This is a genomic window from Bacillus sp. ok061, assembly GCF_900108285.1.
In the GTDB taxonomy this organism is placed as follows: Bacteria; Bacillota; Bacilli; order Bacillales; family Bacillaceae_G; genus Bacillus_A; species Bacillus_A thuringiensis_S.
On the sequence record NZ_FNUW01000020.1, the window covers coordinates 47,852 to 62,928 of the forward strand.

Genomic DNA, 15,077 nt, shown 5'->3' on the forward strand with positions numbered 1-15,077 from the left:
ATTTCCCCCTGGTTATATATTTATTATTTTTCTACTTCACAACAATTGATTACTTTACAATTAGAATAGATAACTCAAAAATATGAAGAAAAAGTAATACTCGATAAAGCCACGGCAAATGTTTTCCTCCATAATACATGTAAAGTTCTTTCGTTTCCCTTCTATAAGCAAATTGAACACCTAAGTGTGTAGGAAGTTTTGATATGTCCTCCATTTCAATGTTTTGAATGATCTCAATAACGGTATGGGGGGACTCCTTTAATAATTTCTTCAATGGTTCAAGAGAAATATTAAATAATCTACTACACTCCTTAGTACGCTCTTTGTTATATTTAATAATTCTGGCCAATTCTTCTACAGTCGGATCAAATAAAGGATTTGTAACCTCTACATACTCAGACATTACTGTTTCTAATGTACAATCCATTTTGTTAATAATATAAAGACCCCATTCCTTAAACGCATCTTCTAACGTACATGGATAGCCATACACCTCTAAACAGTACTTCCTTTCAAATGGAAAATAACAATCTTCTTCACAATCATGGCGTAAAATTGGTAAAAAAATCGTATTGTAATACTCATCTGAGTTGATGTGTAAGGCTGTCATTTTTTCTGAAATATAATCTTCTGTATCACGAAAAATGCTAGAATCACGCCCTCGAATTGGTTGAGTAACTTCATTCCTCTGAAAGATTTTTATTATTGTCTCTAATGGTAGTAATGGTTTATCAAGTGTAATAGCATGTTCGTATTTCATTATAATGATCCCCTTCCAAAGCAAAAAAGCACAAATCTTGTGTTTTTCTCACAGTGTTTTTTATTTGTATACTTAAATTCAAAGACCTTTTTACAAGTGATTCCTAACTTGAAGACAACACAAAAAGGGCCTCTTCAAGTCGATTAATAATGTGCATAGCAAAATAAGCTATATATACACTAATCGGCTCAAAGAAGCCCTTTCATAAATGAAACAAGACGCAACTTGCTTCTACAACTCAACCACAACACAATAAGGTGTGGGAATAAACGGAATCAATTAAACATTAAATATATATTTATATTAATCAATTCGTATCTAAATTTCAATAACTTTATATTTTATCACAGAAATGAACTTATTTATTTTAGTTTTTTTTCGAAAATTATGTATAATAAAATTACCCTACACGAGATATTGAGTCATATCTCATTCGTCATTTAATAAGGCCTATATATAAAATAAGGCCTTATTTTTTATTCTTCCTTTATTTACTATTAACTAAATCCAATTCGTGTTACAATCAGAACAAACACACGTTCTTTAGAGGAGGATTTTCATGTTTAAAATGTTCAAAAAGGACCCAAAAAATGAAGAAACAGCTATTTTGGTAACTAAAGATTCATTTGATATTTTCTTATTTCCTACTAGCCATGAGGAGCAATACCATTTAGTAATAGAAAACTTCCACGTAGGTTACAATCACTTTTTACTATTCGTTGATAGAAAAAATCATGCATTGCACATTTATGATGACCTTTATACTATTGTTGGCGGAACAAGTGCTATTAACCTAATTAGCGAATATCTAATTGAAAAACTGTACGAATTATTGCATTTAAAAGACTATAAAAATGCAAAAGTACTAATTTACTTCCCTGAGAATCATAAAGATTCCGGTTTAGTATCTTATGGTTACCAATCAAAAAAGGATGATTTTGATTTCGGACTTGATATCAGTGAAATAACTAAACATGAAGCATATTTAGAACTAGCTAAAAAAAATGCATAGTTCATTGAGCTGTATAAATTAATAAAAAGACAAAAGTCATGTACTTTTGTCTTTTTATTTTAACGCAATCCATTCGTAGCTTTCCCACTCTTTTGGTTTCTTATCATATTTGATACGACCAGTCGTACAGAATGATGCAATCATCCATTGTATGAGATTCATTTTTGCATACGGATCAACACAATCCTCTAATTTTTTCAATTGATAACCTGTACTATTTTTCTGCCAAATTGTATATAAACGAAAGTGTGTTGTCGTAACAAGTCTAGCTTTTGTTGTAACTTGCCATTTTGCAATTTTCGTTAAATCCTCTTTGACTTTTCTATCATACTCTTGTTTTATGACTTTATAACTCTTATCTTTATTAATTAATCCATTAGAGAATCCAAAAGGCATTTGATGCACCTCATAAACAGCTCCTTCTTCATCTCCTAAAATATTTGATTCTACTAGAAATATATTTTTTAGTTTTAATTGTTCCGTTAATTCTTTTCCGCTCCGATAAAATGGCTTCTTTATCTTCTGCAACAAGATAACCTGCACAATTAATCCGATAAGTAACGGATACGCTAATACAAACACCATATGAATAAACATATTTGCAATAAGCACCCCTACTAGTACGAATATCGTGAAATAAATATATGTTTCTCTTTGATGAATAATTCTACTATTCAAGCTAACATACCTCCGTTTTGATAGATAGTGAACGAAATATACACCATTGCCCCTAGTAAAATAGAACAAGCCCCAGGAAAGCTCTGTATCAGCTTTATTTCTTTCTTTGGTAGTTTTGCCCCAAATATAGAAGCAGCATGCTCCAATTGGTCTTTAATCGCTCCCACAAACCCTAAAATTTTAATTAATCGATACACACTAGCAATCCAAAAGAATAGCAAATGGAAAGCTGTTAATGTAATGGCAGTAAGCATAGCCGATTCTTCTACTACATTGCTAACATATAAACCTACCACCACAAGCATTTTGGTATCACCGGGTGAAGAAAATTTAAATGCCTCTAACAATAAACCACACACTAAGGCCATGACTAGTACAATTGCAATCTCTTTCCCTGTTCTTATTCCGGCAAGGTACGTGATTCCTATCCCTACTATTAAGAATAGTAGATGCCACATATTCTTTGTTTTTCTATATTTCAAATCAGTAAATACATTTAGGAACATATAACTTAGTAATAATCCCACAATATACAGACCCATTTTCTTTACTCCCCTCTTAATTTCATAAAAAATGCTGTGTAAAAAAGGGAACCACTTTTAGAGTAGCCCCCTCGTTTATTTTTACATTTATTTTTTATTCCAAGAATCAATATCTGCATTGCTTGATGCTTTTGTGAATCGTGCCAGGATCGTATCATAGCCACCTTGGATTGCCTTCCATACAAATGGGCCAATTACTAATACGATAATTACCGCCAGAGCGATTAACATACCGTTTTCTGATGATAACTGTGAATCCTCATTTTTTAACCAACTTTTCATCTTTGCTAACATTTCATTTCGTCTCCTTTATATATCGATTTTAAGAATCTATTAAAATTAGAACCTATCTATTTAAATCTTTAATTACTTATTCCAAGAATTTACGTCTGCATTGCTTGATGCTTTTGTGAATCGTGCCAGGATCGTATCATAACCACCTTGGATTGCTTTCCATACAAACGGGCCAATCACTAATACGATAATCACCGCCAATGCAATTAACATACCGTTTTCTGATGATAGTTGCGAATCCTCATTTTTTAACCAATTTTTCATTTTTGCTAACATGATTGAATCTCCCTTATCCATTTATTTGAGCTATACGTAATAAACATCATTCATTTAAAACTTCTATTACTTGTTCCAAGAATTCACATCTGCATTGTTTGATGCTTTTGTAAATCGAGCTAGAATTGTATCATACCCGCCTTGAATTGCTTTCCATACAAACGGGCCAATTACTAATACGATAATCACCGCTAACGCGATTAACATACCGTTTTCTGATGATAATTGTGAGTCTTCGTTTTTTAACCAATTCTTCATTTTTGTTAACATGTGTATTACTCCTTTTCCTATTCCATTTTTGATAACATCTTCTATAAACTTGCAAATCCTTGCATTAAGGATTGAATAACAATCACCATTGGATAAATCACAATACATCCAATAACTGCGACGTTAAATTTATTCATTTCCATTGGTTTATTTTGAATGAGACGGTTATAGTTCTCATGTTTTAACTCACGCATCATTTTAATCTGTGCATCCATAATACGAAGACTCTGTACCTTGTCCGTTTTTTGCGCTTGTTGCAATGCAATCGTAAAAGTATTTACTTCTGGACTATTTAAGGCTGCTGCAAAGTTTCGAAATGGTTGATCCGATCCCGCATACATTTCTAACTCCGCAGTAAGTGTAGATACATACGGACGAAGGTGTCTCCCGGCATATATCTGTGCCTTTTTTACTGCTTCTAATGTTGTATGTGTTTTTAACAACTGCAGCATCGGAATTAGATACTCTGGTAACTCGAACTTCCTTGCTTCTATCGCCTGCTTGATTCTTTTCCTTAATAAATAATCAGGATAGAAATAAAGCAGTGGTGAAATCAAAACGCCCACTTTAAATAAGTAGTAATCATGGAACACCGTACATATCAAGAAAACAGAGGTGAAAATGATCGGATATGCAACCTTCATTTTCAAATATTCTTCTGGTTTCGTATCCAAACCAGCCTCTTCTAATTTTTTCTGGATCTGCTCTTTCTTTTCTTCTGTCAGGTACTTATGTGATAACGACTGGAAGGGCGCGAGCATCATTTGATTTAAATTCTTCTTTTCAATTCGTTTTGCATTTTCTACATAGTTTGTAAGTAGGCTACCACTATCTTTTTTACTTTGTAGAAAGGTAGAGAATACCCAGTACATGACAACGAATACCACTACACCTAAAATCGCAGCCACTTTATTCCCCTCTTTCTGTTGGATTATAATTTGCAATCTTTTCTACACGGGTTGCTAAGAAAAAGACAATGAACATATTTACCGCTAATGCGATTTTACCCATCATAGAACCTGCTAAAAATCCATATGCTTCTTTTGACATCAACATAATCACAATCGGCATGGCAATAACGATTAAGCAGTTCTGTACAAAAGCACGTTGTGCTTGCGACAAACTAGAACGTAACCTTGCCAGGTATAGCTTTTGTTTTTCGAAATCTTCTGCAATATCCAGTAAGACTTGCACCGAATTTGCACCACCTTCTCGGCTACACACTTCCAACATTTCATGAAAGAATACCAATTCTCTAAAGTTAAACGTTTCATTGAATCCTCTAAATGCACGATGCATTGTGGTTCCACCTTCTAATAAAAGAGAAACTTTCTCTATTTCTTCTTGAATGCTTTCATGCATCATTGGCTTCACCTGAACTAACACCCGTTTTGCATTGTTACTAATTTGAAGTGCATTTGCAACTGCCTTCATATAAATAGAAAGACGGTCTATGACAACCAAGTAGTAACGTTTTTTTCTTCGATAAAGAAGAAATCTTGGAACTAAAAAGCCGCATAAAACGGTAATCAGTGTATAAGGATCTTGTCCAAATGAAAAATAGAACACCGCTGCAACACTCATCCCAGAAAGAATCGTATATATCCAGTACATACTCTTCGTCAATTTCCATTCGTACTTTTGAGCTTCTTGGATAACGGATTGCGGTAGATACATTCGTATCCCTTTAATATTCCTTAATTCCAAGCGTCTTTCTTCCTTCTCATTTTCTTGTACAAATTGAGAAAGAGCAGAACCCTTCGATTTTGCAAAAAGTAAAACAAGCAATCCTACACTAATAAAGATTAAAAATATGCATCCATAGGCTAACAAACTATGCATACTGCACCTCCTGTTGTGAAAGGAATGGCGCATAAAGAGCTGGATTTACAGTAGAAGAACGGAATTTCTTCTCCATTTCGGCTGACATTTTTGCTGTAACGATATGATCCCCATGAATCTTTCCTACTCTCTCATCCATTTCATCGAATTCCTCACCTGAAGGAATAAATTGAGAAAGCTGATTGAACTGTATATCATCTTGATAATCTAACAATTCAATCATCTCTGTAATATAGCGATTACCATCATCTTTCTTTTCTAAAAAGACAATCACATCAAATGTCTGAGAAATTAATTCATATAAATACTGAGCATCGATATTCGCACCACTCTGCAGACACATGAGCATTAAACGTCTAACTGCTTCTTTTGCACTTCTTGCATGGACAGAGGTAAAGCCAGGATGTCCTGTTTGGAAGAAGTTAATCATTTTCAATGCTTCTTTCCCCCTCGATTCCCCTACGATTAAACGTTTTGGTCCTTGACGTAAAGCATTTGTTAACAACCTATCAAAATCGATTGCATTTTCTTCAACCTCGGATGCCCTACACTGCATCGGAACAAAATGATGTTCCGGAAAAATGCGATGCAAATATAATTCAGGGTTATCTTCTACTACAAGAGTACGTTCTTTTTTCTTTCCTTTCGGAATGTGAGAGGCAAGATATTTCATAAACTCTGATTTTCCGGTACCTGTAGCTCCAGCAACTAGAATATTCATTTTGGCTTTCACAGCTGCGGCCAAAAAGTTCAGCATTTCTTTCGATGCTTGATTGGTAGTTAACATACGTTCTTCAGAGGCACGGAGGTGATCTGCATTCTTACGAATCGTTATTGTTGTTCCGAGTCCCCCAAGTTCATCTAACGCAATATTGATACGGATATACGGAAACACGCAGTCAACATATGGCTTTGCTGTATTTAATGACTCTGATGTACTGTTTACCATCTTATAAGCCAGAGCTTTCACTTCTTCTTCCGTCTCAAATCGGTAAGGGAAGGTACATTCTCCCTCTCCAATTTTTTCGTAAATGATTTCTTTTGTGCCATTGATATAAATATCGGTGACATCCTGATCTTCTTTTAAAGGTTCTATAATCCCAAACCCCACAATATCGTCACACACCATATTTAGTAACTGTTCAGAAGGTACCTCTGAAATGACGACTTGATTGCTTAATAGAAAGCTTTTAATAATTTGTTCTACAGCTGTTCTCTTTTCTTTATTCATAAAAGATTCACTTAAGATATCACGATGGTCTTTTACCAAAAATGCACGAATTTCATCCGTTATATCTTTTATTTGCTGAGCTGTAGTTGTACCTAACTTTCGAGCTGTTTTGGCACGAATTCTATAACCAAAATGATATAAATCCACTCGATTGCGCTTTAAGGCGACTTGTTTTTCCTGTACATAGCCCCACATACTCCTTGTCCCCCCTTTTAACTTCGTAAACCAAAGAGACCCTTTTTCATAGAGGATGTATGCTGAGATGGACTATTAAGACCAGCTACTTCCATAATGTGATGGACCTTTGTATTAATTTGCGGGGAACCAAATTGCATCCCCCATTCATAACTCGTACGATCCCTGTCATACGGAATTGTCACCGCAATTTTTTGGGAAGAAAGCTTTTCAATATCTTCTACATAATTCTCATCTGCCATATTTAGCACATGAATCATTTGAGGTAATGTTAACTTTGCATCTTCTATTAGTTGTAATTCACGTTTGATAGCTAATGCACCACGAGGATTGCCATTTAGCACATGAACAACAAGGTCTGCCTGGTATAGGATTGGATAACTCAACACCTCCGATAGTTCAGTCGGCACCGATAGAATGATATAATCGTATTCAGTGTCTACAAGTGATTCAATAAATGTCGTTACAAACAATTCTTTGTTTTGAATCTCAGGGAATTGAGCTAGGTTATATCCTGATGGAAATACAAGAAAATCCATCTTATCGTGTAATTTTTGTATCAACCTTGGATTTACTTTTTTCTCTAGTAAATCTTGCTTCGTACAAATATACTGCAAGAGATTGTATTCATTTTCTTTTCTTACAAGCTCTAACATGTTTTTACTCTCATGGCTAAGACCAGTTCCAACCGCAAAACTTGGTCTTACCTGGTCCGCTTCTACATAAAGCACCTTTTTCCCTAGATGAGCTAACTCATTTGCCATCGTAATACTTAACGTACTTTTTCCTACGTTTTCGTTTGTGGCATAAAAGGCAATGATTCTTACTTGCCGATCCATCTTAAAAACTCCTTTCTTACTTAGATTCGTTCAGATACTGCGCTACATACTCTTTTACGTTTTTAGATATGGGATTGGTCGAATGCTTCTCTACATAGTCTAAAATGTTCTTTTGATCAGATATTTGCGAGAATCCTTCAGCAGGTTCTAGTTCTTTCCCTGTTTGTTCTACTTTTTGTCCAACTGCAACTGGAATGACATCTCCAAGCGTTTTCGCACGGTTTAGATATTGAAGTTGTTCAGGTGAAACAGCCAGTGTATATAATCGCGTTACTTTTGGCTTTTGTTTTCCTTCTTGTTCCTCTTTTGATTCTTTCTTTTCTAACACAAATGCATCTTCTGTATTGCTATCTTTTGCAGCCGTAACACGTACACGTTGGAACAGACCACCAAAAACAACCTTCTCATTGTCTCCTTCTTTAACAACTTGTTTGAAATACAAGTCCACATACGTATTTGGGATAATACTATTCCCTGAACTTGTTTCCAAATCAACGAGTAACGGGAAAGCAACCTCTCCATCTTTCAAATTTAAAATAGCAGAGTCCGGTAACTCTTCTTTCTTTACTACTTTGTTTTTAAAGAGATAGCTATTTTCTGTAATGGGCTGCCCATCATTTGTCCACTTACCTACAACCTCTTTTTTATTTACACGTAATGCATTTGGTGGAATGGCATCACCAGGTAATGTTCGTTCCACTAGCATGTCTTCTTTAATCTCTGTATGTGCAGGTATATCCTTTGCGGCTACAACGATCTTTGTTGGTTTTACTGCATTTTCGACTGCAAAATGATTGTATCCATAGATACCCGCTACTGTTGCAGCGGCTAAACCTACCGCAGCAATCTGCTTCTTTTGAAACTTAGATGGCTTCAATGTTTGTATTCCTCCTTATGTAGCCTTTAAACGCAAAAAAAGGACACACCTATGGCATAATGCGCCTTAGGTGTGTCCTTTTAGCTAATCTAAAGTCTATATGAAAATGTTGGATTTGATTTCTTTAATATTACAATTTCAATATTATGATATATAGAGTTTCATGTCAATCATTTCTAAAAAAAATATTGTTTTTACCATTTCAAATCTCTGATCCCAAAACTTAAAAAACCTTAAAAACGTTGTCATATCAAGGTTTTTAAGGTGTTAACCCAACTATAAATATGGTATAATTAATATAACGTAACTGAATATTTCAGGGTGGTCGGTTGCTATCCTTTCTCTTTCATTTTATGGAGAAAGGAGGTGATCGAATGGATATACTTTTCATGATAGCAATTGAAATTTTGAAAGTAATTGCTAGAGAAGTCGCTGTATTTGTAGCAAAACGAGTAGGGAAATCCCTATCAACGTCTTGGAAACAAACACAAAAAAAGCGACGAAAAACGAAAAGAACCACCCACAATGCCGGCAAGCGTTTGAAGGGTGATTCTAAGAAAAAACAAACTCTTTTTTAGCAACCATCCACCTTGCGGTAGCAGTTACATAAGGCGAAGTGTTAGCAGCACTTCGTCTTTATTAGTTTATGCAAAAACTATCTTTGTAATACTTCTACACATATTATAACACCAACTATAGTACATGTCATGTACATTCATCCACTATAGTTAGTGAAATAAAACAAAATACTTTTAATACGAAATCAATTTTGTTCCTGTTTCAAAATACTTTGCTGGAGCATAACTCTTCCCATTCCGATCCTGAAATTCGCTTCCAATGTATAGCGATACAATCATTGCGACAACCCCCATAATAATTACACGTCTAACACGTTGTTTTTTCTTTTTATCCACTCTAATTTCCCCTTTCTATGAAAAAAAGGCACATCCCATTAAGGAATGTGCCTTTGGTTTATCCATTCAGCTACTAATTTAAGATGGATATATTATTGTGTCGATTCAACCTATTATACAATACTACTTGACTATTTTCTATTCTTCATATAGTACCAGTTTGATAAATCAGTAATAATATGTTCCTTTCCAACCCAGTTCCATCCTGGTGTTTGCACAGGAAATGGAAGATCTGCAAGCACCCTTCTCTTTTTAAAGTCATCGTATGCGACCCCTTTAATTTCTACCTCACTTGTCAGGCACAAGCTCATTTCATTTACACCTGCTGGTTTTGTTTCAACATTGAATGCATATTTCCCATCTTTCGTTTTTAATGGCGCATACCATTTACGTTGGCCATCAATAATTTTTTCTTGACCATCCCAATATAGAGACTTAGTTGGTCTTTTGCTATCGAAAACATGTCCTGTTATTTCAGACATATACATATTTTTAGGTTGGAATCTTGATGCTAATCCAGTATTAGAGATTGCCTCTAAATCTTGTGTTGTTTTTAGCCCTTCATCTGCAAATGGATATTGTGCCGTTGCTGCTGTAAAAACACCAGGATAACTTTCATTCCACTGATTTTTATATGTTCCATTTACTTGATACGAAAAGCCATAGCCACTATGAAGTTTAGAAGGTGATAGATTATCAATACTTCCACTTAATGTTTCATAGAACATTTCTCCCGCTGTATCTTCTTTCGACACACGTTCGCTTACTGTTTCTACTACACCTTTTACACTCGTTACTCCACACATTGCCTTTTCTCTTGAAGGTTCATAAATTGCTGTTTTAATAGGATTATTTTTGTATGTGGTTTCTTCTATATCTATACGATTACCAGCAGGGTTAATTTCCGCCTGAATGGTTCCCTTCCCTTTATGTTGCCAATCCAAGTTTAGTGTTTTCTTTTCTCCCTCAGTTAATCTTACCTTTTGTAAAGCTACTTGTTGTCCGTTATGTTTTAACACAACTACTGTTTCAGGATTCGTATATTTTTCTTCTAATACATCTAACTTTTTAATTTTATTCTTCTCTTTTTCGAGCTTCTGTCTTGCATTATCTAGCTTACTTGCTGCACTATCTAGTTTATTTTCTTCCCAAGAGCAGTCTCTATCAATGTAATGATCCTTTCCCTCGGCATCTACCTCATGAATTGGATTACGGCGACAATAACTTAGACTAGATTGAGCGCTATCTCTCTCCGATTCAGAACTATTTACTTCTTGTTGCGATTTATTAATATTGTTGTTTACCTTTGCTCTATATTGATCACGCTCTGGTTTAAAATTATCACGTGATACATCTACTCTTGTTTGGATATTCTTTCCTTCTCTTGCTGTCTCTCCTTCAATTCGGTCAGCAGAGAAATCAATTTTATATTTAAAATCATCTTCATCTCCTGGATCTGGGTTAGGTGTTACTTCAGTACCACAGTTACCATCTATGGTGAAATCAACAATTTTCTCGTTTGATTCCCTCTGAACAGCATCAAGGACTTTAATTTTCGCAGTATATCGACCACACATTTGTGGCTGCCACTTTAGTTCTTCTGACTTAAATTGCCCTGCATCACCTTCATTGAGTTTTTGATTATCTTTTTGCGGATTTGAACGCAGATAATTTTCTTGATAAGACACTGTTTCGCCATCTTTTGTAATATCTAACATCCATTTAACCCTGTTCCGTTCTCCAGCAGCTTTTTGATAAGGATTAACTGTTGTTCCATTAGGATCTCGGTCATTGTATCCTTTATTTTTACTTACATACTCAAAACCGTTAAATGTAAATTTAACAGGGACATCTTTTTTTCCACTCTTGGCTTTAAAATCTTTTATTTCAGGTTTATTTGTACGTACATACCACAAGCTATACCTATTCACACCTTCTACACCACCAGCCCCTGCGTATCCACCAGAAAGATAGGCTATGTCTCTAATCCAATAAAACTCTCCCATATTTTTTGATGTAATAGAACCAAGAAGTCTATGGTGCATCATATTATTTAAAACAAAATCTGGATTCCCCCAATATTTATCTTTAATAACAGATGAATTTACACGTTCAATTTCGGTTACCATCCTATCACCAACAACAACTGAACTATTAAAATAACCTTCATTAGCAATACGAATAAAAGCTTCTGAACTATCTTCACTTTGCACTAAATTTTCCCTTGGATTATCCCAATTAAAAGAACCATTATAGACTGCTGGATAATGTACATCAGCTTTATACAATGTTTTTCCTGGCTCAAATCCACTCCCAGGACGAAAAAACTTACCTGGCATTTGCAAATAATTTGATGAAATAAGCGTATCATCCTTTCCATTATAAAAAGGGACATCAGCATTTTTTGCACTTACTATATTTGGAACCATTAGCATCGTTGAAGTACATAGCGTTAATAATAAATTTCTCTTTAATTTCATTGTATTTTCCTCCTAGAATATAAAAAAGGACACACCTATACCATGGCTGGTACGTTAGGTGTGTCCTTTCCGTATCTTTATTAAATATCATATTTGGTTTTAAAGTTATATTTATATTGTAACATTAATTTGCTTTAATTTGAACATACATCATATCTTTTACCATAGTTTGACCCACACGAATTTTATAATTTCCCTTTTCATAATTATTAATTGAATCTGCATCTACTGTTTCCTGAATTTCTTTATCTAAATTTAATCCAGTTACATAGGTAATCCATCGTTTTGTTAACTCTACAGTTGCTGGGTTATTATCTAAAAATGTAAGGTCGAGATCATTTTTATCACCGTAAACTACAAATTGACCACCAATATATGATCCCTCTGGATAATACATACCTGTATCCATCATATGTACGCTACCCTGTAAATCTTTATATTTAAGGTTTGTATTATATTTTTTATTAATTTCTTTCACAAGATTTTGTGCTTCTAATGTTAAATGCGGTTGAATATTAGAATTCTTTAATCCCTCTGGGTGATATTTAAAATCTGGTTGTACAAGATCTACATCTAGCCCCTCTGGAACCTCTGGTTTTGTTTCAGGTTTTGGATCTGGCTTCACTTCTGGTTTTTCTTCAGGTTTTGGATCTGGCTTCACTTCTGGTTTTTCTTCAGGTTTTGGATCTGGCTTCACTTCTGGTTTTTCTTCAGGTTTTGGATCTGGCTTCACTTCTGGTTTTTCTTCAGGTTTTGGATCTGGCTTCACTTCTGGTTTTTCTTCAGGTTTCGGGTCTGGCTTCACTTCTGGTTTTTCTTCAGGTTTCGGGTCTGGCTTCACTTCTGGTTTTTCTTCAGGTTTTGGATCTGGTTTCACTTCTGGTTTTTCTTCAGGTTTTGGATCTGGTTTCACTTCTGGTTTTGTTTCTTTTTCTACTGCATTAATAGAGTTATATAAGAATTGGCTATATTGTTCACGGGTTACATGTGTATATGGTGAATACATATTACCTCCTGTACCAATAGTAACGCCATTTTCTTCTAATGCACTAATTGCTTTTAATGCCCATGAGTTTTTATCAATGTCAGTAAACGATGTTGTCTTAGTAGCTTTGAATTTGAAAGCATTTGTAAGTACTTGTGCCATTTGTTCACGAGTTAAAATATCATCTGGACCATATTTTCCATCACCAAATCCATTTACAAGTCCTGCTTTAGCAAGTGCTCTGATTTCTTTTTCAAACAAGTGTCCTTTAATATCAGTAAAAGGATTTTTGAAGCTAGCATCTGCATCTGCTGGCTTAACGTACATATAAATCATACGAGCAACTTGCCCACGAGTTACATTGTCACCAAAGCCAAAGATATTATTTCCGTACCCTTGCACTACTTTACGGTTTGTTAAATCATAAATTGCTTTTGTAGACCAGTGATTTGCTGGGACATCATTGAACTTTAGTGAATCTGTGTTATCAGCCTTAGCAGTAAATGCTCCTGCTCCTAGTAATGATGTACCCATAATTGTTAATGCTGTTGCTGTTTTTAAAAATTTGTTTGCCATTGTTTGTTCCTCCAAATATATTAGTTTTTTCATAGATTCTTTTATTGTACCTAAATTAAACATAAAATCCAGATACTTTAACATATAAATTAATTAATTAGCGTTTTTTTATAACCGCTGTTCTATATGGAAAATATTGCCATATAGAAATAGGCTTGTAAAGTATTTTTATATATTTATTTATAAATATTTATTTCTAGTAAAAAAACTACACTTTTCAGTATAGTTTTTACCTCTTTTTATACATATTTATATTTTCAACGGAAATAGATTTGTCCCATTCCATCTTTATTAGCCCATATTGGTGCTTTCACACTATCAATCCCTATCATTTTAAAAATAAAGAAGTGATGTTCAGCTTTTACCTTAAAATTTAATGGCTGATTATGATCTACGCGCCCTTTAGTATATTCATATTTCCATCCATCCATATTCTGCTCTTTCATTTTCTTCTCTATATCAGGAATTAGATTTACGTTTTTTCCTTCATATGTGTACTGAAAACCACCTGTTTGCTCTGCTAACTCTACTGTACTAGAAGCAAAATCATGTGCCTTTACTAACTGCATTCCATACAGTACACCTTCTGGTATAAGAGTTATCAATAATAAAGAAAGCGTTAGAAAAAGCGCTGTTGTTACTGTATTTTGCATTTCTTACACACCTACTTTTTCTTATTTATTTCACGTTTCCTCCAGCTTTCTTGTTGTCAGAATCTGCTTCATAAATATATATGTGTTTTGCGTTACTCTTAATGCTGCCTTTCTTTTCATCAAATTGTTTAGTATAACTAGCAGCTTCGGCTTCTCCTTCAACCGCAATCATTGCAGGTTGCTCTTGTACGGCATGTGCAGAAAACTCTCGTTTTGATGCAGGGTCCTTAAATGTTGCATTTTGTTTATAAGACTTTTCAAATTCTTTCTTTGCAATTTCTGTGTCAATAGCAATTTCTTCTTGTGCTCGCAAAACACCTACTTTTACGGCTTTATCCATTGCTGTACTTCCAGCACGTTCTAATGCAGACTTATTATCTGTGTGTGTTGTATCTCCAATAATCATATCTGTCATTAAGAATAAACAACCAACAAATAATAATAATGAGGCAGCACCTATAATAAATTTTTGCATCTTTCTTCACCTCTACTTAATTTTCTGACTTCCGAAATCGAAATCCACTTAAAATGGAACTTTTCTTTTGGTTCAACAATTGGTTTGGCAGCAATAACTCTGCTATTTCCTTCATTATTCCTTCAAGCTCTTTATAATAGTTCCGACTAGATAGTAACGTACTACTATTTAATTGAGA

Annotated in this window: 18 protein-coding genes; 2 read left to right on the forward strand and 16 right to left on the reverse strand. The window is 34.5% G+C overall.

Going from position 1 to position 15,077, the window contains the following annotated elements; translation table 11 throughout:
- Positions 1-49 precede the first annotated feature (49 nt).
- Complete coding sequence (locus tag C4S65_RS22805; protein WP_098902346.1) at positions 50-760, reverse strand: hypothetical protein; 711 nt, start codon at positions 758-760, stop codon at positions 50-52.
- A 559-nt stretch (positions 761-1,319) separates the two neighbouring features.
- On the opposite strand from C4S65_RS22805, the gene C4S65_RS22810 reads away from it, so the two are divergent.
- A complete protein-coding gene (locus tag C4S65_RS22810) occupies positions 1,320-1,772 on the forward strand; it encodes a hypothetical protein (RefSeq protein ID WP_000475631.1) in 453 nt (150 codons plus the stop codon).
- Positions 1,773-1,826: 54 nt separating this feature from the next.
- On the opposite strand, the gene C4S65_RS22815 is transcribed toward C4S65_RS22810, so the two are convergent.
- From C4S65_RS22815 to cpaB, 10 genes are all read right to left on the reverse strand, one after another.
- Entirely contained in the window at positions 1,827-2,450 is a 624-nt protein-coding gene (locus tag C4S65_RS22815) for a hypothetical protein (RefSeq protein ID WP_001088476.1), read from the reverse strand.
- Positions 2,447-2,992, reverse strand: coding sequence for a hypothetical protein (locus C4S65_RS22820; RefSeq protein WP_000525026.1), 546 nt, complete (start codon positions 2,990-2,992; stop codon positions 2,447-2,449). The genes C4S65_RS22815 and C4S65_RS22820 overlap by 4 nt, the downstream gene beginning before the upstream one ends.
- 87 nt (positions 2,993-3,079) lie before the next feature.
- A complete protein-coding gene (locus C4S65_RS22825; protein ID WP_000879959.1) occupies positions 3,080-3,286 on the reverse strand; it encodes a hypothetical protein in 207 nt (68 codons plus the stop codon).
- Positions 3,287-3,358: 72 nt separating this feature from the next.
- Complete coding sequence (locus C4S65_RS22830; protein WP_000879955.1) at positions 3,359-3,562, reverse strand: hypothetical protein; 204 nt, start codon at positions 3,560-3,562, stop codon at positions 3,359-3,361.
- 66 nt (positions 3,563-3,628) lie between these two features.
- The gene (locus tag C4S65_RS22835; protein ID WP_000956352.1) at positions 3,629-3,832 is read right to left on the reverse strand and encodes a hypothetical protein; all 204 of its coding nucleotides are present in this window, start codon (positions 3,830-3,832) and stop codon (positions 3,629-3,631) included.
- 41 nt (positions 3,833-3,873) lie between these two features.
- A complete protein-coding gene (locus C4S65_RS22840) occupies positions 3,874-4,740 on the reverse strand; it encodes a hypothetical protein (RefSeq protein WP_098293373.1) in 867 nt (288 codons plus the stop codon).
- Position 4,741: 1 nt separating this feature from the next.
- Entirely contained in the window at positions 4,742-5,674 is a 933-nt protein-coding gene (locus C4S65_RS22845; protein WP_079246536.1) for a hypothetical protein, read from the reverse strand.
- Positions 5,667-7,100 carry a CpaF/VirB11 family protein gene (locus C4S65_RS22850; protein ID WP_103945478.1) on the reverse strand — a complete coding sequence of 478 codons (1,434 nt, stop codon included), beginning with the start codon at positions 7,098-7,100 and terminating at the stop codon, positions 5,667-5,669. Before C4S65_RS22850 ends, C4S65_RS22845 begins: the two co-directional genes overlap by 8 nt.
- Before the next feature lie 17 nt (positions 7,101-7,117).
- Positions 7,118-7,939, reverse strand: coding sequence for an AAA family ATPase (locus C4S65_RS22855; protein WP_103945479.1), 822 nt, complete (start codon positions 7,937-7,939; stop codon positions 7,118-7,120).
- Between the two features lie 16 nt (positions 7,940-7,955).
- On the reverse strand, positions 7,956-8,816 hold the full coding sequence (gene cpaB / locus C4S65_RS22860; RefSeq protein WP_103945480.1) for a Flp pilus assembly protein CpaB: 861 nt from the start codon (positions 8,814-8,816) through the stop codon (positions 7,956-7,958).
- A 374-nt stretch (positions 8,817-9,190) separates the two neighbouring features.
- Between cpaB and C4S65_RS22865 the strand changes: the two genes are divergently transcribed.
- Entirely contained in the window at positions 9,191-9,394 is a 204-nt protein-coding gene (locus C4S65_RS22865; RefSeq protein ID WP_103945481.1) for a hypothetical protein, read from the forward strand.
- A gap of 174 nt (positions 9,395-9,568) precedes the next feature.
- On the opposite strand, the gene C4S65_RS34580 is transcribed toward C4S65_RS22865, so the two are convergent.
- The 5 genes from C4S65_RS34580 to C4S65_RS22885 all read right to left on the reverse strand — a co-directional run bounded on the left by C4S65_RS34580 (position 9,569) and on the right by C4S65_RS22885 (position 14,899).
- On the reverse strand, positions 9,569-9,730 hold the full coding sequence (locus C4S65_RS34580) for a hypothetical protein (protein WP_162900602.1): 162 nt from the start codon (positions 9,728-9,730) through the stop codon (positions 9,569-9,571).
- A 131-nt stretch (positions 9,731-9,861) separates the two neighbouring features.
- Positions 9,862-12,210 carry a hypothetical protein gene (locus C4S65_RS22870; protein WP_103945482.1) on the reverse strand — a complete coding sequence of 783 codons (2,349 nt, stop codon included), beginning with the start codon at positions 12,208-12,210 and terminating at the stop codon, positions 9,862-9,864.
- 124 nt (positions 12,211-12,334) lie between these two features.
- Complete coding sequence (locus C4S65_RS22875; protein ID WP_258043883.1) at positions 12,335-13,771, reverse strand: S-layer homology domain-containing protein; 1,437 nt, start codon at positions 13,769-13,771, stop codon at positions 12,335-12,337.
- 257 nt (positions 13,772-14,028) lie between these two features.
- The gene (locus tag C4S65_RS22880; protein WP_103945484.1) at positions 14,029-14,424 is read right to left on the reverse strand and encodes a DUF4320 family protein; all 396 of its coding nucleotides are present in this window, start codon (positions 14,422-14,424) and stop codon (positions 14,029-14,031) included.
- A gap of 25 nt (positions 14,425-14,449) precedes the next feature.
- On the reverse strand, positions 14,450-14,899 hold the full coding sequence (locus C4S65_RS22885; protein ID WP_103945485.1) for a hypothetical protein: 450 nt from the start codon (positions 14,897-14,899) through the stop codon (positions 14,450-14,452).
- Positions 14,900-15,077: the final 178 nt, after the last annotated feature.